20 protein-coding genes are annotated in these 21,512 nt (G+C 45.6%); 17 read left to right on the top strand and 3 right to left on the bottom strand.

Going from position 1 to position 21,512, the window contains the following annotated elements:
- Positions 1 to 95 precede the first annotated feature (95 nt).
- The 7 genes from lepA to GCU85_RS02645 all read left to right on the top strand — a co-directional run bounded on the left by lepA (position 96) and on the right by GCU85_RS02645 (position 7,237).
- Positions 96 to 1,886, top strand: coding sequence for a translation elongation factor 4 (lepA, locus tag GCU85_RS02675; protein ID WP_152809078.1), 1,791 nt, complete (start codon positions 96 to 98; stop codon positions 1,884 to 1,886).
- A 112-nt stretch (positions 1,887 to 1,998) separates the two neighbouring features.
- Positions 1,999 to 2,901, top strand: a complete 903-nt coding sequence (gene lepB / locus GCU85_RS02670) for a signal peptidase I (RefSeq protein WP_152809076.1) — start codon at positions 1,999 to 2,001, stop codon at positions 2,899 to 2,901.
- Positions 2,895 to 3,587: a ribonuclease III gene (gene rnc, locus GCU85_RS02665; protein WP_152809075.1), complete on the top strand. Its 693-nt coding sequence runs from the start codon at positions 2,895 to 2,897 to the stop codon at positions 3,585 to 3,587. The genes lepB and rnc overlap by 7 nt, the downstream gene beginning before the upstream one ends.
- A gap of 211 nt (positions 3,588 to 3,798) precedes the next feature.
- Positions 3,799 to 4,728: a GTPase Era gene (gene era / locus GCU85_RS02660; RefSeq protein ID WP_152809073.1), complete on the top strand. Its 930-nt coding sequence runs from the start codon at positions 3,799 to 3,801 to the stop codon at positions 4,726 to 4,728.
- 61 nt (positions 4,729 to 4,789) lie between these two features.
- Complete coding sequence (gene thiB, locus GCU85_RS02655) at positions 4,790 to 5,806, top strand: thiamine ABC transporter substrate binding subunit (RefSeq protein WP_218110490.1); 1,017 nt, start codon at positions 4,790 to 4,792, stop codon at positions 5,804 to 5,806.
- 55 nt (positions 5,807 to 5,861) lie between these two features.
- Positions 5,862 to 6,887, top strand: coding sequence for a hemolysin family protein (locus GCU85_RS02650; RefSeq protein WP_152809071.1), 1,026 nt, complete (start codon positions 5,862 to 5,864; stop codon positions 6,885 to 6,887).
- Complete coding sequence (locus GCU85_RS02645) at positions 6,884 to 7,237, top strand: zinc ribbon domain-containing protein YjdM (protein ID WP_152809069.1); 354 nt, start codon at positions 6,884 to 6,886, stop codon at positions 7,235 to 7,237. The genes GCU85_RS02650 and GCU85_RS02645 overlap by 4 nt, the downstream gene beginning before the upstream one ends.
- Before the next feature lie 76 nt (positions 7,238 to 7,313).
- Here GCU85_RS02645 and chrA read toward each other — a convergent pair whose 3' ends face one another.
- Positions 7,314 to 8,666 (bottom strand): chromate efflux transporter, encoded by a 1,353-nt coding sequence (chrA, locus tag GCU85_RS02640; protein WP_152809067.1) that lies wholly within the window; start codon positions 8,664 to 8,666, stop codon positions 7,314 to 7,316.
- Between the two features lie 482 nt (positions 8,667 to 9,148).
- On the opposite strand from chrA, the gene GCU85_RS02635 reads away from it, so the two are divergent.
- The 8 genes from GCU85_RS02635 to GCU85_RS02600 all read left to right on the top strand — a co-directional run bounded on the left by GCU85_RS02635 (position 9,149) and on the right by GCU85_RS02600 (position 17,923).
- A complete protein-coding gene (locus tag GCU85_RS02635; protein ID WP_152809066.1) occupies positions 9,149 to 9,562 on the top strand; it encodes a rhodanese-like domain-containing protein in 414 nt (137 codons plus the stop codon).
- A gap of 136 nt (positions 9,563 to 9,698) precedes the next feature.
- Entirely contained in the window at positions 9,699 to 10,949 is a 1,251-nt protein-coding gene (locus GCU85_RS02630) for a lipoprotein-releasing ABC transporter permease subunit (protein ID WP_152809064.1), read from the top strand.
- The gene (locus GCU85_RS02625; RefSeq protein WP_218110489.1) at positions 10,942 to 11,691 is read left to right on the top strand and encodes an ABC transporter ATP-binding protein; all 750 of its coding nucleotides are present in this window, start codon (positions 10,942 to 10,944) and stop codon (positions 11,689 to 11,691) included. The genes GCU85_RS02630 and GCU85_RS02625 overlap by 8 nt, the downstream gene beginning before the upstream one ends.
- A gap of 15 nt (positions 11,692 to 11,706) precedes the next feature.
- Positions 11,707 to 12,438, top strand: coding sequence for a YitT family protein (locus GCU85_RS02620; RefSeq protein WP_218110488.1), 732 nt, complete (start codon positions 11,707 to 11,709; stop codon positions 12,436 to 12,438).
- 170 nt (positions 12,439 to 12,608) lie between these two features.
- Positions 12,609 to 14,336 carry an ABC transporter ATP-binding protein gene (locus GCU85_RS02615; protein WP_152809345.1) on the top strand — a complete coding sequence of 576 codons (1,728 nt, stop codon included), beginning with the start codon at positions 12,609 to 12,611 and terminating at the stop codon, positions 14,334 to 14,336.
- A 62-nt stretch (positions 14,337 to 14,398) separates the two neighbouring features.
- On the top strand, positions 14,399 to 15,949 hold the full coding sequence (locus GCU85_RS02610; RefSeq protein WP_152809060.1) for an ABC transporter substrate-binding protein: 1,551 nt from the start codon (positions 14,399 to 14,401) through the stop codon (positions 15,947 to 15,949).
- Positions 15,950 to 16,016: 67 nt separating this feature from the next.
- Complete coding sequence (locus tag GCU85_RS02605; RefSeq protein ID WP_152809058.1) at positions 16,017 to 16,991, top strand: ABC transporter permease; 975 nt, start codon at positions 16,017 to 16,019, stop codon at positions 16,989 to 16,991.
- Between the two features lie 2 nt (positions 16,992 to 16,993).
- Positions 16,994 to 17,923, top strand: coding sequence for an ABC transporter permease (locus GCU85_RS02600; protein WP_152809056.1), 930 nt, complete (start codon positions 16,994 to 16,996; stop codon positions 17,921 to 17,923).
- 235 nt (positions 17,924 to 18,158) lie between these two features.
- On the opposite strand, the gene GCU85_RS02595 is transcribed toward GCU85_RS02600, so the two are convergent.
- Entirely contained in the window at positions 18,159 to 18,956 is a 798-nt protein-coding gene (locus GCU85_RS02595) for a c-type cytochrome (protein ID WP_152809054.1), read from the bottom strand.
- A 61-nt stretch (positions 18,957 to 19,017) separates the two neighbouring features.
- Here GCU85_RS02595 and GCU85_RS09920 point away from each other — a divergent pair, with 61 nt between their 5' ends.
- Together GCU85_RS09920 and GCU85_RS02590 are read left to right on the top strand one after the other, a co-directional pair.
- Complete coding sequence (locus GCU85_RS09920) at positions 19,018 to 19,170, top strand: hypothetical protein (RefSeq protein ID WP_218110486.1); 153 nt, start codon at positions 19,018 to 19,020, stop codon at positions 19,168 to 19,170.
- A 104-nt stretch (positions 19,171 to 19,274) separates the two neighbouring features.
- Positions 19,275 to 20,540 carry an MFS transporter gene (locus GCU85_RS02590; RefSeq protein ID WP_152809052.1) on the top strand — a complete coding sequence of 422 codons (1,266 nt, stop codon included), beginning with the start codon at positions 19,275 to 19,277 and terminating at the stop codon, positions 20,538 to 20,540.
- 80 nt (positions 20,541 to 20,620) lie between these two features.
- Here GCU85_RS02590 and GCU85_RS02585 read toward each other — a convergent pair whose 3' ends face one another.
- Positions 20,621 to 21,418: an ABC transporter ATP-binding protein gene (locus GCU85_RS02585; protein WP_152809051.1), complete on the bottom strand. Its 798-nt coding sequence runs from the start codon at positions 21,416 to 21,418 to the stop codon at positions 20,621 to 20,623.
- Between the last annotated feature and the right edge of the window lie 94 nt (positions 21,419 to 21,512).

Here is a 21,512-nt window from a genome sequence, read left to right as displayed (position 1 = left end):
TCGGGGTTTAAAAAATTAAACGAACTCAATGCACGACATTATAAAGGTTGTTCGGTATAATGTCGCTTTTTTACGGGAATTAATTGGACGCTACTATGGCGCATATTCGAAATTTTTCTATCATTGCACACATTGATCACGGTAAATCGACGCTATCCGATCGCATTATCCAAATTTGTGGCGGATTAACTGAGCGCGAAATGTCTGCGCAAGTCCTTGATTCGATGGATCTAGAGCGCGAGCGCGGGATTACGATTAAGGCGCAAAGCGTGACCCTTGACTACCACGCCAAAGACGGTGAAGTTTATCAACTCAATTTTATCGACACACCAGGGCACGTGGATTTTTCCTACGAAGTTTCACGCTCGCTGGCGGCTTGCGAAGGCGCGTTATTGGTGGTCGATGCCGCACAAGGCGTGGAAGCCCAATCGGTCGCCAATTGTTATACCGCCATCGAACAAGATGTGGAAATTTTACCCGTACTCAACAAAATTGATTTACCAGCGGCAGACCCTGATCGCGTTTGCGCTGAAATCGAAAATATTGTCGGTATTGATGCGAGCGATGCACCACGCTGTAGCGCCAAAACAGGGCAAGGCGTACCTGAATTGCTAGAAAAGTTGGTGCAGTTTATTCCGCCACCCAAGGGCAACCCGGATGCGCCATTAAAAGCGTTGATTATTGATTCATGGTTTGATAATTATGTCGGTGTGGTGTCGTTGATTCGTGTCGTTGATGGCAAAATTAGCAAAAAACAGAAAATTCGCATTTGCTCGACCAAGGCCGAGCATATTGTCGATAAAGTCGGTATCTTCACCCCCAAAAGACAAGACAAAGACGTGCTACATGCGGGGCAAGTGGGTTATTTGATTACGGGTATCAAAGCCATTGACGGTGCGCCAGTCGGTGATACTGTGATGGATGCGCAGAATCTCGCTGATACCCCATTGCCTGGGTTTACACAGGTTCAATCCCGTGTTTTTGCAGGCCTTTTCCCTGTCGAGTCTGAGGATTACGAAAAGCTTCGTGAGGCGCTGCAAAAGCTTAGGCTAAATGATGCGTCGCTGTTTTTTGAGCCTGAGACATCGACTGCTTTGGGGTTTGGTTTTCGTTGTGGTTTTTTAGGGATGTTGCACATGGAGATTGTGCAGGAACGCCTAGAGCGAGAGTATGATTTAGATTTAATCACCACCGCCCCGACCGTTATTTACGAGGTTGAGACCAAAACAGGCGACGTGATGCAAATTGACAACCCCGCCAACCTGCCTGAGCCTAACGAAATTAATGAAATTCGTGAGCCAATTATTATCGCGAATATTTTAGTGCCCAAGGATTACCTTGGCGCGGTGATTGGGCTTTGTATCGAAAAACGCGGCGTGCAAAAAAACATGCAATATGCAGGCAATCAAGTGCAATTAAGCTTTGAAATGCCGATGAGTGAAGTGGTGTTGGATTTCTTTGACCGACTTAAGTCGGTATCGCGTGGTTTTGCTTCGTTTGATTATAGCTTTGTCCGCTTTCAGGCCGCCAAACTGACTAAGTTAGACATCCTTATCAATGGCGATAAAGTGGATTCACTGGCGCTGATTGTACACAGCGACCAAGCCCAATACCGTGGGCGGGATTTGGTTGAGAAAATGAAAGAACTCATCCCCAGGCAGATGTTTGAAGTCGCCATTCAGGCGGCTATTGGTTCGCATATTGTGGCGCGTTCTACCGTCAAGGCGCTTAGGAAAAACGTATTGGCGAAGTGTTATGGTGGCGATGTGTCGCGTAAAAAGAAATTACTTGAAAAACAAAAGAAAGGTAAAAAACGCATGAAGAGTGTGGGCAAAGTCGATATCCCCCAAGAAGCATTTTTAGCGGTACTCAAAACTGATAATTAATGGTTTATGTTTATTTATTGCATTTGTTACAGCGACACACGAAACAACGACACACGAAACAACGACAGACGAAACAAGAACCTACGGATTGGTTTAACAACGAGGAAAAAACATGTTTGATTCATTGAGGCAATTTTTCGAGCCAGCGCTAATTGGGCTATTTTTAGTCGCGGCAATATGCTATGCGGTGTATCGAATGAGCTTTGCTAAATCTATACAACAAGCACTAAAAGCGGCAGACAATCAATACGCCAAGCCGCGTGATAAAAAACAAAAGCAGGCGTATAGACTGGCAAAAATGCAAGCATTAGAAGCAGAGCTCAATACGGGCGTTAAACGCAAAGTGTATTTTTTTGCCGATTTGTTTTGGATTTTACTGATTGTCGTGGGTGTGCGTAGCTTTTTATATGAGCCTTTTGTTATCCCGTCACGGTCTATGGAGCCAGGGCTGTTGGTCGGTGATGTATTGGTGGTGAATAAATTTTCGCGTGGATTGCGGTTACCGATTACGAATAGTCGCTTGACCGACGGTGCGCCGATTGCGCGTGGCGATGTATTGGTATTTAAATACCCCAAAGACCCATCGCAATCGTATATCAAGCGCGTGATTGGTTTGCCAGGCGATGTGGTTTATTATGACAATCGGCGCATGACACTCAATGGCGAGCCCGTTGTCTTAGAAAAAACCAATGAAACACAGCAGCAAACCGTTTTAAACACCGCAGGGCAGGCCGTCACAGTGAATTACGAAGTGCTTAACGAAAATTTGGGTGGTTATTCGCACACCATTCAATACAGTCAATACCCGCCGAATCAGTACCGCCCTCGTGAGTGGCGCGTGCCTGAAGGGCAGTATTTGGTCATGGGTGATAATCGAGATAATTCGGCAGATGGGCGTGAATTTGGCTTTGTCGATGACAGCCTTGTGATAGGCAAAGCGGCGCGCGTGATTTTGAACTTTGATTGTTTTAAGGGTGATGGGAATTGTGATCGCTTTTTTAAAAAAATATGGTAGATAACGAAAAAGCAGACTTAGCGCGCTTAGAAAACACCCTAGGCTATACGTTTACCAATAGGGACTTGTTAGTCCAAGCACTGACACACCGCAGTAAAAGTCAGCATAACAACGAGCGGCTAGAGTTTTTGGGTGATGCGCTACTCGAGACGATTTTGAGTGATTTGTTGTTTTCTTTGCGACCCGAAGCGAACGAAGGCGATTTGACACGGTTGCGTGCGAATATGGTGCGCGGTGTGACGCTGGCTAAAATCGCCGACGATTTGCAATTAAAACACTATATCCGTGTTGGCTCAGGTGAGCTACGTACAGGTGGGTATCAACGGGATTCGACATTGGCGGATGCCGTAGAAGCCATTGTTGCGGCGATTTATTTGGATAATAATAGCTTTGATGCGACCTATGCCATTGTCGAAGCGATGTATCAAAAATACCTACGAGAGCTGCCTGATGCCAGCGTGCTGAAAGATGCAAAAACCCAATTGCAAGAGTACTTGCAAAGCCGCGGCGAAGGCCGCCCTGAATACGAATTACTATCCATATCGGGGCCTGATCACGACAAGCAGTTTGTTGTTTGTTGTCGTGTTGGCACGCACGAATCAACCGCCACCGCCAGCAGCAAAAAAAAAGCAGAGCAAAAAGCCGCGAAAACAACGCTTGCGCTACTGCACGAATTTGGCATGTAATTGAACCAGTTAATCGTCCACTTAATCGGCCAGTTAATTGCTCAGTAAATCGCCCACTTAATCGCTCAGTTAATCGGCTCAGTTAATCGCCTACATAACCAGTCAATCAATGCGTGCTAGTGATTAAATCACATTCATTACAAACGAGTACAGACACACAGACCCCATGAATACAGACCCCATGAATACAGACCCTACGAAGACGGAACCCATGAATACAACAGATAAAAAGACAAATAAACACTATAAACTAGGCTACATTGGGATTGTCGGTCGCCCAAATGTAGGCAAGTCAACGCTATTGAATTATATTTTGGGGGAAAAACTGGCGATAACCTCGCGCAAGCCACAAACGACACGCCAAAATCTATTAGGAATTCACACCAGTGAAAAGGCGCAATATATTTTTGTTGATACCCCAGGGCTGCACCAACAAGCCGATAAAAAAATTAATCAGTACATGAATAAATCGGCACGTCTGGCGTTGGAGCAAGTCGACGTGATTGTCCATATTTGTGATAGCACGCGCTGGACGACAGACGATGACTATGTGTTGCAGTTGCTCAAGCGGCATGATATTCCTGTGATTGCGGTACTTAATAAGATGGACTTGTTGTCAAACATGGACGCTATTATTCCTGAGATTGAAGCGATGTCAACGCGCTATCCATACGCAGAAATTGTCCCCGTTTCAGCCCTTAAAAATCGCAACGTGTCGCATTTACTGGACGTGATTGCGAATTATCTGCCACTGGGTGACAAAATTTACCCAGACGATCAGCTGACAACGGCAAGTATGCGCTTTATTGCCAGCGAAATTGTCCGCGAAAAGCTATTCAAAGCATTACACCAAGAGCTTCCTTATTCAATTGCGGTGATTACCGACAGCTACAAAGAAGTCGATGGCAAGGTGCAAATATTTGTGACTATTTTGTTAGAACGTGCCAGCCAAAAACCGATTGTCGTCGGCAAAGGCGGTAAAATTATTAAGATGATTGGTACGCAAGCACGAAAGGAATTACAATTGTTGCTCGGACAGCCCGTTGAGTTGCGTACTTGGGTTAAAATCAAAGAAAATTGGTCGGATAATGACAGCAGTTTGCAGCAGCTAGGGCTCAATCAGGGGATTGACCATTTTTAAACACAAGACAAATAATTGAGAGGTAGATAGGGTGCAAAATCGCCATACGATAACACAGCAAATGATGAGATTAGGATTGATATGCTTGCTTTTTTTGCAAGTGAGTATCATTAACGCTAACACCGAAGAGAATGCAAATGATAACGTCAATAATAGCAACAATAACAACACGCTAGATATTTACACCTACAGCAGTTTTGTCCAAGGCGGTATCACTGAGGCGGTCACGCCACTATTTGAAAAACAGTGCCAATGTGAAGTCAAGTACCACCATTTTGGTGATGCACAATCCATACTAACTCGGCTTAAAATCGAAGGTGAGCGGAGCATTGCCGACCTAGTGATTGGTTTGGACCAAAATCTGATGGGGATAGCGGATGCGGCTGGATTATTCGTACCACACCAAATCGATAACGCGCAATTAACCTTGCCGATTGCTTGGGATAGCTCAGTTTATCTGCCGTTTGATTATGGATATTTTGCGTTTGTTTACGATCAAAATCGCTTAACTGATGTGCCACAATCATTCGACGCATTGGCTGATAGTGACATAAAAATCATCATTCAGGATCCACGCACCAGCTCGCCAGGGTTGGGCTTGTTACTGTGGATAAAGGCAGCTTATGGCGATAAAGCACCCTCAATTTGGCAGCGATTGTCTGATAATGTGGTCACCACCACGCGCGGCTGGAGTGAGGCTTATGGGTTGTTTTTAAAAGGCGAATCGGATATGGTGTTAAGCTATACGACATCACCCTTTTACCATCATATGATTGAGAACGACAGCCAATACCAAGCCGCAACGTTTACCGCAGGGCATTACTTGCAGGTCGAAGTGGCCGCTATTCCCAAACACAGCCAAGCGCCTGAACTAGCCAATGCGTTTTTGCAATTTATGTTGAGCGAGGCGTTTCAACAAGAAATCCCCACCAGTAACTGGATGTATCCTGTGGTGGACATAGCAATGCCACCGATATTTAGTGAGACGGCAAAGCCGATGTCGCTCCCGCTGTTGGATACGGCGCTAATCGAATCAGAGCGCCGTAATTGGATTGATGAGTGGCTTAACGCGCTCTAGTTAATTGTCCTTTATTGTTGTTTATTGTTGATTGGTTGGTACCTAGGAGAACCTAATGATTTTATTATTTGTCTATTTATTTATTGCGCTTTTTGTCTCGTTTATCTGCTCGATTATGGAAGCGGTACTGTTGTCTGTGCCGAACGCTTACCTAAAATCGATTGCAGAGGCGGGCGATAACAGTGCAAAAGCGATGTTGGAACTCAAAGCAGATATTGATAGGCCGTTGTCGGCTATACTGTCATTAAATACCGTTGCGCATACGGTAGGGGCGGCTGGCGTGGGCGCGCAAGCAACTATCGTCTTTGGGGAGGCGTATTTTGGCCTTGTGTCGGCGATTTTGACGATTTTGATTTTGGTGGTGACTGAAATCATCCCTAAAACGCTAGGCGCGAACTACGCGAGGCCGCTGGTTGGCGTTGTTGTTAAGCTGTTAAAGATTTGTCTATTCATTACTTACCCATTGGTTGTCGCGTCGTCCTACATCACCCGTTTGTTGTCTAAGGATAAATCGATGGCAACGACTAGCCGAGAAGAACTCTCCGCCATGGCCAACATGGCAACACAAGAGGGCGTGTTTTCATCTGAGGAAAACAAAATCATGCAAAATTTAGTGAAATTAAAGCATAAAACGGTTTCCCAAGTGATGACACCAAGAACGGTAGTTGTCGCAGCCGATCAGGCCATGACACTGACAGACTTTTTTGCGGAGAAATCAACGTATCATTTTTCGAGAATTCCCGTTTATGAAGGCAGTAAAGACCATGTGACGGGGTATGTGTTGCGCGCTGAGATTTTTGAAAAGTTAGCTAGTTCAGAAAGTGATTTATGCCTTAAAGATATCAAGCGTGACATTGGTGTGTTGCCTGACAATACGGTATTATTTGATGCATGGGAGCAGCTGTCAAAAAATCGCGCACACATTGCATCAGTGATTGATGAATATGGTGGCTTAGATGGTATCGTGACGTTAGAAGACATTATTGAGACCTTGATTGGGCTGGAAATCTTAGATGAAAAAGACCGCGTAGCGGATATGCAGCAGTATGCTAAAAAACAATGGCAGGCCAAGAAAAAATGAACTGGATAAATGAATTACCGTCATGCCCAGCGTGCCAATCAGCTTATACCTATGAGGATGGCGGGTTGCTTATTTGCCCCGAATGCGGGCATGAATGGACAAAGGATGCCGCGCATGAAGTCTCTGATGTGAAAACCGTGCTAGATGCCAATGGCACGCCATTACAGGACGGTGATACCGTGAGTGTCATTAAGGATTTAAAAGTCAAAGGCTCATCCTCTGTGGTCAAAGTCGGTACAAAAGTCAAAAATATTCGCTTAGTCGACGGCGATCATGATATTGACTGCAAAATACCAGGTATTGGCCCGATGGCGTTGAAATCAATCTTTGTCAAAAAGGTAGCCGATTAACGACTAGCGATTAGCGATTAACGACTAGCGATTAACTAAGGGCATTTTGATTAAGCGGGTACTGGCATACCTGCGGTTAGGCAGATAATATCATTCCCAGTCCTGCTGCCGTTAACGCGCATAACGCCAACGTCAGCAATAGATTGGTTTTGTATTTAAACAATAAAGCGGCAGCCAACAGACTGATGGCAAACGGTATCATGTCAAATGCGGACAGCGAAACCGTGGGTAAGGCCGTGGGCAATTGAACGCCTAAAAATGAGGTGGTTTGTTTGATTTCTTGGAAATAAACGGTTAATGCAAACCAAATGCCTAAATTTAACATGACCCCGACAATGCCTGCGGTAATACCGCTGAGTATGTTTTTTAGCGTAGGCATCTGACTGAGCCATTGTAGGTAGGGTGCGCCAATAAAGATCCACAAATAGCATGGCACAAAGGTAACCCATAGGGTCATTAGCGTAGCAGCGATTGCATACCAGGTGCCATATTCGTAATAAGCAGCGATATACGCGGTGAATTCAGTCACTAAAATTAATGGGCCAGGGGTTGATTCGGCGAGCCCCAGCGCGTCTATCATTTGTGGTGTGCTTATCCAGCCATTTTCTTGGACGAGTGTTTGTGTCATGTAGGCAAGCACGGCATAGGCGCCGCCAAAGCTAATAACCGCCAGTTTAGAGAAAAAAACGCCCATGTCAAAGAGCATGTTTTTACCAAATAAAGCGTAGGTGGCCAGCAGGGGTGATGCCCATAAGCTAATCCCGATAACAAGGGTTCTTATCGTGGTTTGATGGCAGGGTTTGCTGTGTGCTGGTGCCGTGGTGGCCGTTGTGGTGGCGGTTGTGGTGGCGGTTGTTAAGTTGGTCGTTAACGGTGATTTATTGGGTTTTCGGAATAAAAAATACCCCGCACTTGCTGCGCCAAAGATAACCAAGGGATAAGGCAGTTGCAGCAAAAAAAGTGCCAAAAAAGCCGCTAATGCGATGAATTGATGGTGCAGGCTAAGCAAAACACGCTGGCTAATCCGCAAGAGCGCCTGGAGTATAATCATAATTACGGCGGCCTTGATACCAACAAAGGCGCTTTGCACCAAGCTGACATCAGCATAGTGCACGTAGCAGGCGGCGAGTAGCGCGATAATGATGGCGCCTGGCAGCACAAATAAACCGCCACTAATCACGCCGCCTATCATGCCACGTTGGCGCCAGCCGCAATAGGTCGCGAGTTGCATGGCTTCTGGTCCAGGCAATAGCATACAAAAATTGAGCGCATTCAGAAACTGAGTCTCTGATAGCCATCTTTTCTCATCGACGATCAAGCGGTGCATTAAGGCAATTTGTGCCGCAGGTCCACCAAAAGAGACTAGGCCAATATGGAGCCAAGTGCGAAAAAATTCACGAAATAAAGGTGTCTGTAACGTGGTTTGCATAGCGTCTTTGGATTATTTTTGGATTATTTTTGTATAAACTTTGTATAACGGTTGGCATAGTGGTTGCTATAACGGTTGCTATAACGGTTGCTATAACGGTTGGTATAACAAGACATTCAAGCGCTGTAATCTAATGCGCAGGGTCAGCTCAAGGTCTAATGCGCAGGGTCAGCTCAAGGTCTAATGCGCAGGGGTCTAGCTTAAGACCAACAAGGTATGTAGGGTATCATATCACCGTTTTGGTTGTAAGTTAGTGTAAGATACGCGATAAAATACGCGACAAAATGCGCGGTAAAATACGCCAATCACCTCCCACCATGATATCACTTGAGGACAGGGTTTAAGGTAGGTTTAATGGTGTTTTTAATGCCATGTTTAATGCCATTGTTTAGAAAAACGACATTTTGCCACTGTATTACGTAGCGATTTGACGTATAATATGCGATTGATTTTGTTAACCACGCTTTAGCTGAGAGACCCCGATGACGTTTGAAGCCTTTTTCCACCAGAATATTTTTTTGTTTGCCGTATCAATTGGCTTGTTGGTTTATCTGTTGGTGACCGAATTTATGCGAGGCGGCGCAAAGCACCAGCTGCTATCGAGTGCGGCCTTTTCGAGAATGATTAATGATGGCGCCACATTAGTTGACTTGCGTGATGAGTCGGCATACCAGCGTGGTCATATTGTCGGCGCGCAAAATATGACCCTAGAGGCACTGTTAGATAAATTAGCATCGCAGGCCAAAGATAAACCAATCGCGCTATATTGCGATAGCGGTCGAAGCTCTCAGGTCGCACTTGGGCGCTTGAAAAAAAGTGGGTTTAATGCGGTTTATCATTTACAAGGTGGTGTTAGACAGTGGCTGTTAGATGGGTTGCCACTAGAGAAAAAATAACCCAGATGGATTCGCAGGGTTAAGTTCAAGAGGTTGGTTTAAGCATATTGATATGCTATAAATAACTGTTGTTCTGACTGCTTTCCTGCTGTGAATAACGAATAAATAACGGTCATCGAGGCTTTGCCTAATTATCATGAATTTGTCTTTTTATATTGGGAAACGTTATCTGAGTGCGACCAAAGGCAAGGGTTTTGTGTCTTTTATCTCGGTCGTTTCTGTGCTCGGCATTGCGGTGGGCATTATGGCTTTGATTGTGGTGCTATCTGTTATGAACGGCGTCACCAGTGAAGTCAGGGAAAAAATCCTCTCGATGACGGCACATGCAAAAATCGTCGGTGTGCAGGATTATATTGACCCCAGCGTTGATATTGCCGACGTATTGCCCGACAGCCAAGATAATCCAGAAATCGAACAAATTATCGCGAGCGCTCCTTACATCGAAGGCCAAGCCCTTATCGGCATAGGGCAAAGCTACCAAGGGGTTCAGGTCAAAGGCATTGATGCGGCCCGCGAGCCTGCTGTCTCAGAAGTCATTGCGAGCTTAGGTGATGAAGTCAATGGCTTAGCACCGGGCGAATTCAATGTCATTATCGGCAAATCACTGTCTGACCAACTGGGTATCTACCCGGGTGATAAACTGACTTTGGTCGTTCCCAAAACCACAGTTTCGGCCGCTGGTATTATCCCGCGGATCAAACGATTTACTGTGATTTCGCTATTTGAATCGGGACATTTTTTGTATGACACGGGTTTGATTTTGATTGATATTGATGATGCGGCGACGCTGTTTCAGCGCTCAGGTTATGATGGTTACCAATTAAAACTGGCGGATTTGTTTGCCGCGCAAACGCTAACCGAATCACTCAATCAGGCATTGCCATCGCCATACTATGCGATTGACTGGACTTCGCAAAACCGTACGTATTTCGATGCCGTCAAAGTTGAAAAAGCGGCGATGTTTTTTATCTTATTAATTATCGTAATGGTGGCTGCGTTTAATATTTTATCGACACTGGTGATGGTGGTTAATGATAAACAAAGCGATATTGCGATATTGCGTACCATTGGCGTGACGCCGCAAACCATTCAACGGGTTTTTATGATACAGGGCACGGCATTGGGGTTGATTGGCACTATTTTGGGTGTGGTCGGTGGTGTGTTATTTGCTAAGCAAGTCCCTAATCTGATGCAGTTTCTAGAAGCTAATTTTGGGTTTAGGTTGCCTGCTGAGCTTTATTTTATTTCGAGTTTGAACCCAAAAATTGAAGTCGGTGTGATTGTGTTAATTGCATTGTGTGCGTTGTTGTTAAGTTTTCTCGCGACGATTTACCCCGCATTTAAAGCGGCTAGAACTGACCCTGCGAGGGCGCTAGCTTATGAATGAAACCATGAGAACCGAAAATAAAACCCCCGTTGTCATGGCCAAGCAAATTGACTATGCGTATGGCGAAAAACACCAGCGTGTCGAGGTCTTGCAGTGCCTTGATTTGACTGTTTTTGCAGGTGAGAGCGTGGCGATTGTCGGGGCATCAGGCTCGGGGAAAAGTACGCTGCTGCATGTGTTGGGCGGCTTGGATAAACCGCAGTCGGGCGAGGTATTGGTTTGTAACCAATGTCTTGTCAAAGCCAGCGGGCGCTCGCCTAACGCCAAACAACAGGGCGAAATTCGTAACCAGCATTTGGGGTTTGTCTATCAATTTCATCACTTGTTGCCAGAGTTTAGTGCGCTAGAAAACGTGATGATGCCTTTGTTTGTTCGTGGTATTACGCCACGTGAGGCAAAAGCAGCAGCAATGCCGCTACTAGAGAAAGTTGGTGTTGCGTCGCGTGCCGCACATAAACCCGCGGAATTATCAGGCGGTGAACGACAGCGTGTGGCGATTGCACGGGCGATGGTGACGAATCCTGATTGTTTGCTCGCCGATGAGCCGACAGGGAATTTGGACCAAGAAAATGCAGCAGCGGTAATGGATTTGCTGTTTACATTGCAGCGCAGTGAAAATACCGCATTGATTATTGTCACCCATGACTACGCCATCGCAGACCGAATGGAAAAAACGTACACCCTAACCGACAAGCGATTGCAGTTGTCTGAAAACCCGCTAGTCACAAGCGCTGGGCAGTAATAGTCCAGTGCATAGATGACAGGTTATAAGGTCACGATGCGTTGGTTATCTCAGTTATTGGCCAAGTCTCAGCGCCATCCTCAGCGCCACCCTCAGCGCCATTCTCAAAACCATTTGAAACAGCCCAAAGGCGCACCCCACTCGTTGTTTGACGATGCGCAGGGCGTACTGACAGGGATGCTGTTAATGAGCCTTGGGATTACCATTTTTCAATCAGCGCAGCTGATGACGGGCGGTGTAACGGGGTTGGCGCTATTGTTGCATTATAGTCTTGGTTTTCCGCTTTCTTTGTCGTTGTTATGTATGAATATTCCGTTTTTTGTGTTGGGTTATTATCGCTTTGGGCGTGCCTTTTTTACCAAGTCGTTATTGGCTGTGTTTGGCTTAGTCGTATTGATTGAGTTGATGCGTTATTGGATTGTGATTGAATCGATTAATCACTATTTTGCGGCGGTATTAGGCGGATTGTTGGTTGGTGTTGGGCTGATATTTTTATTTCGCCACCGTGCGAGCATGGGGGGATTTAATATTTTGGTGCTGTATTTGCAGGATAAATTTCATTGGAATGCAGGGTTGTCACAATTGCTACTGGATGTGGCTGTTATTGCGTCTTTTGCGTGGATTGGGTATACAGGTGGACATGCAATCGGGCATGCAGGCGTTATCATCGCGTCGTTTCTTGGTGCGGCGGTGTTAAACTTAGCCATTACCATCAATCATCGCCCAGGGCGGTATATTTCTTTTTAGCCTTTTTTGGGTTTTTTTATCGCTTCGAAACATTGCGATAACTGAGCCCAATAGCTCGTATAAAAAAAAAGATTGTATCGATTTTGCTTGTGTGCTATCGTGATTCTTCTTATCCTCTACGGTGTAAAATGATGACTGAACGCGCAACAGAGCCCAGCGCAACAGAGCCCATGCAATGCGGTGTGTTACTAGAAGTGAATGACTTGAGCGTTGCCTATCCTTCTCGCCATGGTATTTTTTATGCGGTTGATAAGGTTTCCTTGACGGTTAATCGCGGTGAAATACTCGGTATTGTCGGCGAATCAGGCGCTGGCAAGTCAACTGTTGGTAATGCCGTCACCCAATTACTCAGCCCGCCAGGCTATGTCTCTGGTGGTGAGGCGTATTTGGACGGCGTGCAACTCACTTCGCTGTCTCGTGAGGCCATGCGCAAAGTACGTGGCAAAGACATTGGCTTCATCTTTCAGGACCCGATGACCTCGTTAAATCCCTTGTTCACGATTGAAGAACAAATGATTGAAACCATGGTCACTAATTTGGGTATTAATAAAGCAACAGCAGCAGTACGTGCCGTTGAATTGTTGGCGTCTGTCGGTATCCCCGAGCCTGAAATCCGCATCAAGCAATACCCCCATCAGTTTTCAGGCGGTATGCGGCAACGTGTGGTGATTGCGATTGCGTTATCCACAGATCCTAAATTGATTATTGCCGACGAACCGACAACCGCGCTGGATGTTTCAATCCAAGACCAAATATTGCAACTCATTCAAACGCTATGCAAAGAGCGTAATGTAGGCTGTGTATTAGTGACGCACGACATGGGGGTTGTTGCTTCGGTAACCGATCGCGTGGCTGTCATGTATCGCGGACAATTAATGGAAATCGGCGAAACAGAGCAAGTGCTCAGACAGCCCAAGCACGAATACACAAAGAGCCTTATTTCTGCCGTGCCACGTGGTGATAAAAAATTTGATCGCTTTCCGCTAGTCACCTATATTGAATCGGTGGATACGGAAAAGCAACCGATTGACGTCAAAACGCATTGGCTAGGTAAGGCATTAGAAACAGTCGATTACGACGGCCCGATTCTGTCAGTCAACAACATCGACTTAAAATTTGCCACCAATAATGCCTTTTTCAAAGCCAATCGCACATATGTACACGCCCTAAAAAACATCAGTTTTCACGTCAATAAGGGCGAAACGTTTGGGTTGGTTGGCGAATCAGGCTCGGGTAAATCAACGATTGCACGTGCCGTCACAGGGCTTTACCCACCCGATAAAGGGGATATTATCTTTGAAGGACTATCCCTGATGTCGCTAAAAGATGAAAAAGCCCGAATGCCGCTGCGCCGACAAATGCAGATGGTTTTTCAAAATCCTTATTCTTCGCTAAACCCTCGCATGCGAGTGGCGGATATTATCGCTGAGCCCATGCTGTTTCATGGTTTGGTGGACAGTAAGACACAGGCGCATTCGATTGTTAGAGATTTAGTTTCACATGTGGGGCTCGCGGCAAATGCGGTCAATAAATTTCCGCATGAGTTTTCAGGGGGGCAGCGCCAGCGGATTTCTATTGCGCGTGCATTGGCGACGCGCCCGCGATTATTAATCTGCGATGAGCCGACATCGGCGTTGGATGTGTCGGTGCAAGCGCAGATTCTTAATTTATTAAAAGATTTACAAAAAGAGCTGCAATTAACCATGATATTTATCAGCCATGATTTGCCGGTTATTCGCCAGATGTGTGATCGAATCGGTGTTTTAAAACATGGGGATATGGTTGAAATTACCGAAACGGAGCAATTGTTTACGCATGCCGAGCATGAATATACGCGCCGTTTGATTGAATTAATGCCTATTTTTGCACAATCGGAAAGCACCGCGACCCCAGCGTAGTGCGATTCGATAATTGATTGACTTAACTATAAATAATGAATAATTAAAAAGAGGAGACTAAGATGAAATTAACGACAAAAATGAAAACATTAACCCTAGCGATTGCGATGAGCTTCAGCCTGCAAGCAGCAGACTTAACCATTGCGTATGACTCTGATCCCGTATCAATGGATCCAATGGAGCAGCTATCAGGCGCCACATTGCAAATGTCACATTTGCTGTTTGACCCGCTTGTCCGCACGAACAGCCAGTTGGAGTATGTGCCGCGGTTGGCCGAACGCTGGGAAAAAGTCAGCCCGACCGTGACGCGGTTTTATCTGCGTCAAGGGGTGAAGTTTCACTCAGGCAATGATATGACGGCCGATGATGTGATTTGGAGCTTTAACCGCTACCGTGAATCAGGGGATTTCAAAGCCGTATTTGAACCTTATGCTGAAATGGTTAAAGTAGATGACCATACCGTCGAGTTAATCGCCAAAGCCCCTTATCCTTTGGTCCTTGCAAATGCGACGTATTTGTTTGTGATGGATTCGAAGTTTTATACAGGACAGAGTGAGGATGGTAAGGCCAAAGATGCCATTGAGAAAAATACGGGCTCGTTTGCCTCAACTAATGTATCAGGCACAGGGGTCTTTAAACTAAAAAGCCGTCAACAAGGCGTAGAGCTTGTGCTAGAAAAAAACCCAGATTATTGGGGTGAGTCAGGTAATGTTGAGAATGTGAAATGGGTACCAATCAAAGAAAACGCCACCCGTTTGGCCGCACTCTTATCTGGTGGTGTGGATTTGATTTCTCCCGTCGCGCCAACCGATTTGGATCGCGTTGAGCAAAGCGACAATCACCATTTGTTAACGCTGCCTAGTGACCGCATTATCACGGTGCAACTGAATCAAAAAGTCGTGCCTGAATTTAAAGATGTGCGTGTGCGTCAGGCGGTTATTCATGCGATTAATAACGAAGGTATTGTCGATAAAATCATGCGCGGATTTGCAACGCCAGCGGGGCAAAATAGTCCTGTAGGTTACGCGGGGCATGATCCGAGTTTGACGCCGCGATTTGATTTGGATAAAGCCAAAGCATTAATGAAAGAAGCTGGTTACGAAGACGGCTTTACCGTGACGATGATTTCGCCCAATGATCGTTATGTTAATGATGAAAAAATCGCACAAGCCATTGCTGCCATGTTGGCGCGAATTAATATCAAGGTCGAGCTAACTACAATGCCCAAAGCGCAGTATTGGCCTGAGTTTGATAAATGTGAGAATGGTATTCAGTTGATTGGTTGGTCATCCGATACGGGTGATTCGGCGAATTACTCTGAATACTTGACGATGACGCGCGATGCTGAAACGGGGCGGGGGCAATATAATTGTGGGCATTACAGTAATCCTGAGATGGACGCACTGGTTAATGCCGCTAACCAAGAAACAGACGCAGAAAAACGTGCAGCGTTATTAAAGCAAGTGTCAAAAATCGAATACGACGATGCGGCGTTTGTGCCACTACACTGGCAAAATCTATCTTGGGGTTTGGCTAACAAAGTGACTAACTTAAAAGACTACGTCAATTTGAAAGAATTCCCCTTGTTAGGCGACTTGATTATTGAAGAATAATGGAGGTGATTGCTGGGCAGTCTGTGCTATTTTTGATGGTCTCAGGCTGTCTGGCAATCAATAAATTATGATAAAGTTTCTTTTTGCAAGGCTGCTACAGGCTAGCATCGTGATGCTGGTTATTTCGTTTATTGCGTTTGCGGTACAGAGCAAATTGGGCGATCCCGTGTCTCAATTGGTCGCCATTACCGCTTCTGCTGAGGAAAAAGCCACTATGCGCGATCAATTAGGGCTTGATGACCCATTTTTGATTCAGTACGGGCGTTTTTTGAAAAATGCAGTCCAAGGTGATTTCGGTACCAGCTACTTTTTTAAAGAACCGACAACAAAAGTGATTTTAGATAAGTTGCCTGCGACACTAGAATTGGTCTTTATCGCGAGCCTATTTATTGTGTTTGTTTCGATACCGCTGGGTGTTTATACCGCAATTCGACCAAATAGCGTGCTGACAAAGTTTATTATGGGGTTGAGTATTGTTGGTATTTCGGTGCCCGTATTTTTGACCGCTATCCTGATGATTAATGTGTTTTCACTCTATTTAGGGTGGTTGCCTTCTTATGGGCGTGGCGAAACCAGTGATACGTTTGGTTGGCAATCGGGGCTATTTACCGTGGATGGCTTGAAGCATTTGATTATGCCATCGTTGGCGTTGTCTTCGATTATGCTGCCACTATTCATTCGATTGGTGCGTTCAGAGATGATAGAGGCATTGTCCTCAGAATATATACGGTTTTCGTATGCCAAAGGTATCAAAGAAAAAACCATCTGGTATAGTCATGCGCTTAAAAACACCATGTTGCCGGTGATTACTGTTGGCGGTGTTCAATTAGGGATAATGGTGGCTTATACCATACTGACTGAAACGGTCTTTCAGTGGCCAGGGGTTGGGCTGATGTTTTTAGAAGCTGTCAATCGGGCGGATATTCCCTTGCTGACGACGTATATTATTTTTGTTGGGTTATTATTTGTGGTCACCAACACCATTATTGATTTGATTTATGGATTAATTGATCCACGCGTCAATTTGTTAGGAGGTAAATAGTCATGAGCGCTGGTAGCAATGTCATGTCGCAATTTTTCCAATCTGATTTTTTTTACTATTTTCGGCAAAATAAAACCATTATCGTTTCATTCTCCATTTTTTTACTAATGGTGATTGCCGCTATTTTTGCGCCTTGGGTCGCGCCACACGATCCTTATGATTTGGCGTCGATTGACATTTTGGATTCACAGTTACCGCCTAGCTGGATGTCAGGCGGCGATGGGCGCTTTTGGCTGGGCACGGATGAGCAAGGGCGTGGTATTTTTTCAACGATTATTTATGGTCTTCGTACTTCTTTGGCGATTGGTTTGTTAGCCGTTATTTTGCAAATGGTGGTAGGGATTGTCGTTGGATTGTTTGCGGCTTATTATGGCGGCAAACTCGATAGTTTATTGATGCGGTTCGCTGATATTCAGCTGTCATTTTCGACATTGATGGTGGCGATTGTGATTTCAGCAATTTTTAAGACGCTATTTGGTGCACAATTTTACAGTGAATATGCGCTACTACTACTGGTGTTGATTATCGGTATTGCTGAGTGGCCGCAATATGCGCGCACCATCCGTTCGTCTGCGCTGTCTGAAAAGAAAAAAGAATACGTCGAGGCGGCCAAAGTCATGGGATTTAAACCATTACGAATTATGTTTCGTCACATATTACCCAATTGCTTATCGCCCATTTTGGTGATTTCAACCGTGCAAATCGCCAATGCGATTATGAGCGAAGCGGCGTTGTCGTTTTTGGGGCTGGGTATGCCTGCCGAAAAGCCATCGCTGGGTTCGTTAATTAGTAATGGATTTGACTATATCCAGTCGGGTGAATGGTGGATTACGCTATTCCCAGGTTTGGTGCTGGTTTTGGTGGTGTTAATCATCAACTTGTTAGGTGACTGGCTGCGCGACGTGTTTAACCCCAAACTTTTTAAGGGGTAGTTAGCACACACACGTTAGCACACACGCGAAAGCACACATAAACGGTATGTAAAAAGCCGCAAGTTTTTGATGCTTGCGGCTTTTTATTTGATTTTTTGTTATGTGCCTTGCTTGTTATGTGCCTTGCGCTAAGTGATTCTATGGGTTGTTAATTTCAGCGTTTTATTTGTTGTGTTGGTGGCGCGATAATCTAGCGTGACGATTACTGGGCGTTTTCTGGGCGATTACTGAGGAGTTACTGCTGGGCGGTTCCTGAGGTTGCTTCTGACGCGCTGTTGTCAGGGGTATTGTCTTCGGGCGGGCTGTCTTCGGGTAAGCTGTTTTCAGGTGGGCTATTTTCAGGCTGACTTGTTGCTTCGCTATCAATCGCTTCGCTGCCAGCTTCATTACTGGTGCTTTCATCAACCTTCTCGTTGACGCCCTCACTCGCTCCCTCATTTGCGCTTTCATCCGTTTCTTGGTCGGCTGCCGCTGTGCTTGTGTCGGTTGCATCGTCATTAGCTGCATCGTCAGCGGCATTGCTACTATCACTATCACCGCTGTCATCGCTGTTATCATCAACAGGACGACCAGTAATGTACTGTACAACGAGTCGGAAGTCTTCATCGCTCAGCGTCACAGCACCGCCTTTGGCAGGCATATTGCCTTTGCCTGCAATGGCGCTGGCGACTAAATTGTCAAATCCGCCGATATCACTAATACGCTGCTCCCAGACGGCCGCATCGCCAAATTTTGGTGATTCTAATAGACCGGTGGTATGGCAAGCCGCACAGACAGATTGGTATGTTTCTTCGGGTGGTGGTGCGGCCGCGGCAACGAGGTTGGCTTGCCCCTCGCCAGGCAGGATGACTTTTCCAATCGGTTGCGTACGTGTCTCTTGTACTTGGAGATTTGTCGCATCTTCTAGTTCGGTATCGCCTAACCAAAAAAGGGCAATGGCGATGCCGCCGACAATTAAAGCCACTGGCATCAACAATGCCCAAAACACCATTTGTAGCTTAACTAGAGAAGAGACCGCAGGTTTATCACTCATTTTTTTATTCTCCAAAATGAATTCGTTCGTATCATTACATTACACTATATTTAACCATAAAATGCCAATGGAAAATAGTCCTTTTTGGCGTTGTTGTGCCGACAAAGCACAATATCACACGCAAGCTATTTTTTATATCCGTGTTATTGCCTGTGTTATTGTGATTGACAAAGTAGCGCGCCATTACCATAATGGCGGTTTAGGTGGACGCTAAAGTGGGGCTGCTATCGCTGTTGTCGTGTTGTTATGGCGGTGTTATGGCGATGTTGTGGCGGTTGTTATCATGCAGGGGAATCTGCGTAATTATCAGGAATTAATATGAACCCTTCGGTCTATTGGCTTATGCTGTGTTATGGTTTAGGGGTGACTGTCGCGGTTGTTTCTGTGACGGTTTCTGGGTTGATTGGTGCGGCACTGGCGCCGAATTTATTTTGGGCGACGTTGCCTTATGGGTTGCAATTTATTGGCGTGATGTTATCGGCCTTTGGTTCGTCTGCGTTGCAGGCGCATTTTGGACGAAAGCCTATTATCATCGGGGCTTGTTTGTTGCTCGTTTTGGCGGCTGTTTTGGGTGGAGTCAGTGTGGCCAAAGGTAGTTTTGTCCTGTTGTGTGCAGCCCATTTTTTAGTCGGCGTATTTTTAGCAAATAGTGCATTGCTTCGTTTTGCCGCATTGGATTTGACGCCCAAAAAACTACACGCCAAAGCCCTATCTGTTGTGGTGTTTGGTGGCACATTTGCGGCCTTGCTCGGGCCATTCATCTCGCGTAATGTCGGCAGCCTGTTGGCTGGCATGAACCCGTATATTGGTGTGTATTTGGCCATCGGTGTGATTGGTATGTTGCTCACGCTGTTGATTGTTTTTATCCCGTTTGTGCGTTATCAAGCCAACCCCCTGCCCAGTGATGAAGGTATTCAATCAGTGACGCAAGCATCGACATCAAAAGCAGCGGTAACGCCGCCCGTCACACGACAGGCATCGTTACAAGGAAACGCCGTTTTTTTGTTTGCAATTACCTGCGGCGGTATTGCTTATGGATTAATGAATATGATTATGATCAACAGTTCAATACAGATGAAAATCCAAGGATTTGATTTTAACTCAGTGACTTATTATATCCAAATGCACGTGCTCGCGATGTTTTTCCCTTCGTTGTTTAATATGAAAATACTCACCTATTTGGGTGTGCGGCGATTTATCATACTGGGATTTGGCTTTCAATGCCTCGCCAGCGTGGTATTTATTGCGAATCAAACCGCTGTCACGTTTGCAATTTCGCTCATTGCGTTGGGGTTGGCTTGGAATATCCTTTATACCGCTGCGTCTTATATTGTGGGGGAATTGTTTTCTGAAGGGGCGATTAAGTTCAAAGCGCAAGGCATTAATGATTTGGTGGTTGGTGTTTTTTCGGCAATGGGTGCGCTGTCTGCAGGTATGTTGTTACAGCTGCTGGGGTGGAATTGGCTACAAGGATTTGCGATTGTCGTGACACTTGCTTTGGTGCTGTTTTATTGGCGGGTCGCTAAACCGCTGGGTCAGGTGTCGGGGCAGGGGTCAGAAAAGGTATCGCCGCAATCGGCTTAATTGTTTAATTGTGCGCAATCAGTGAGGAATCAACGCGTAATCGGTGTGTAATCAACGGCTAACCTTTGACGTAATCAAGGCTACCCTTTGAGGTTATTAGACAAAAATTGTTTGACGCGCTCTGATTGCGTTTCATGGAAAAACTGATGCGGCGTGCCAGCTTCTTCGATTTTCCCTTGGTGTAAAAAAATAATCTGATCCGAAACTTCGCGGGCAAAGGCAAGTTCGTGGGTGACGATAATCATGGTTGAGCCTTCAAGCGCAATGTCTTTCATGATTTTCAGGACTTCACCAACGAGTTCGGGGTCTAGGGCAGAGGTGGGTTCGTCAAATAACAGGACTTCAGGATTCATCATCAAGGCGCGCGCAATCGCGACGCGTTGCTGTTGGCCGCCAGATAATTGAATCGGGTAGTGGTTAGATTTTTCTAGCATACCGACTTTGGTCAGTAAGGCTTGTGCACGGTCGATGGCATCCGCTTTTTTTAGTTTGAGGACTTGTATTGGTGCTTCGATCATGTTTTCCATAATGGTCAAATGAGACCATAAGTTAAAGCTTTGGAATACCATGGCCAAATTAGTACGAAAACGTGCCAGTTGTTTTTTGTCGGCCGCCTCTCTACCGTAGCGTCCATTCTTGAATAAGAGGGATTCACCATTGAGTATGATGTCACCTGACTCAGGCCGCTCTAACAAGTTAATGCAGCGTAAAAAGGTAGACTTGCCAGAGCCCGAAGACCCCAAAATACTAATGACATCACCCCGATACGCATCCAAGGAAACCCCTTTGAGTACTTGTAGGTCACCAAATGATTTATAGATATCACGAGCGGCAAGGACGGGCTGGTTATTTTCTTGTTGTTGTGTCGCACCAAACATAGCTTTCTTTTAGGGTTAGATTTATAATAAAGTGATTATATGATTTTTTTATTGTTTTAGCTATCCTAACATGGTCGACTGACTGAATTCAATA

This window comes from Ostreibacterium oceani, assembly GCF_009362845.1.
In the GTDB taxonomy this organism is placed as follows: Bacteria; Pseudomonadota; Gammaproteobacteria; order Cardiobacteriales; family Ostreibacteriaceae; genus Ostreibacterium; species Ostreibacterium oceani.
The sequence above is the reverse complement of the archived record's forward strand: the minus strand, read 5'-3'. Positions and strand labels throughout refer to the sequence as shown.

Coding starts and splice junctions, on each gene's coding strand:
- lepA (WP_152809078.1), top strand. CDS start 96: ATGGCGCATATTCGAAATTTTTCTATCATTGCACACATTGATCACGGT.
- lepB (WP_152809076.1), top strand. CDS start 1,999: ATGTTTGATTCATTGAGGCAATTTTTCGAGCCAGCGCTAATTGGGCTA.
- rnc (WP_152809075.1), top strand. CDS start 2,895: ATGGTAGATAACGAAAAAGCAGACTTAGCGCGCTTAGAAAACACCCTA.
- era (WP_152809073.1), top strand. CDS start 3,799: ATGAATACAACAGATAAAAAGACAAATAAACACTATAAACTAGGCTAC.
- thiB (WP_218110490.1), top strand. CDS start 4,790: ATGATGAGATTAGGATTGATATGCTTGCTTTTTTTGCAAGTGAGTATC.
- GCU85_RS02650 (WP_152809071.1), top strand. CDS start 5,862: ATGATTTTATTATTTGTCTATTTATTTATTGCGCTTTTTGTCTCGTTT.
- GCU85_RS02645 (WP_152809069.1), top strand. CDS start 6,884: ATGAACTGGATAAATGAATTACCGTCATGCCCAGCGTGCCAATCAGCT.
- chrA (WP_152809067.1), bottom strand. CDS start 8,666: ATGCAAACCACGTTACAGACACCTTTATTTCGTGAATTTTTTCGCACT.
- GCU85_RS02635 (WP_152809066.1), top strand. CDS start 9,149: ATGACGTTTGAAGCCTTTTTCCACCAGAATATTTTTTTGTTTGCCGTA.
- GCU85_RS02630 (WP_152809064.1), top strand. CDS start 9,699: ATGAATTTGTCTTTTTATATTGGGAAACGTTATCTGAGTGCGACCAAA.
- GCU85_RS02625 (WP_218110489.1), top strand. CDS start 10,942: ATGAATGAAACCATGAGAACCGAAAATAAAACCCCCGTTGTCATGGCC.
- GCU85_RS02620 (WP_218110488.1), top strand. CDS start 11,707: ATGACAGGTTATAAGGTCACGATGCGTTGGTTATCTCAGTTATTGGCC.
- GCU85_RS02615 (WP_152809345.1), top strand. CDS start 12,609: ATGCAATGCGGTGTGTTACTAGAAGTGAATGACTTGAGCGTTGCCTAT.
- GCU85_RS02610 (WP_152809060.1), top strand. CDS start 14,399: ATGAAATTAACGACAAAAATGAAAACATTAACCCTAGCGATTGCGATG.
- GCU85_RS02605 (WP_152809058.1), top strand. CDS start 16,017: ATGATAAAGTTTCTTTTTGCAAGGCTGCTACAGGCTAGCATCGTGATG.
- GCU85_RS02600 (WP_152809056.1), top strand. CDS start 16,994: ATGAGCGCTGGTAGCAATGTCATGTCGCAATTTTTCCAATCTGATTTT.
- GCU85_RS02595 (WP_152809054.1), bottom strand. CDS start 18,956: ATGAGTGATAAACCTGCGGTCTCTTCTCTAGTTAAGCTACAAATGGTG.
- GCU85_RS09920 (WP_218110486.1), top strand. CDS start 19,018: ATGCCAATGGAAAATAGTCCTTTTTGGCGTTGTTGTGCCGACAAAGCA.
- GCU85_RS02590 (WP_152809052.1), top strand. CDS start 19,275: ATGAACCCTTCGGTCTATTGGCTTATGCTGTGTTATGGTTTAGGGGTG.
- GCU85_RS02585 (WP_152809051.1), bottom strand. CDS start 21,418: ATGTTTGGTGCGACACAACAACAAGAAAATAACCAGCCCGTCCTTGCC.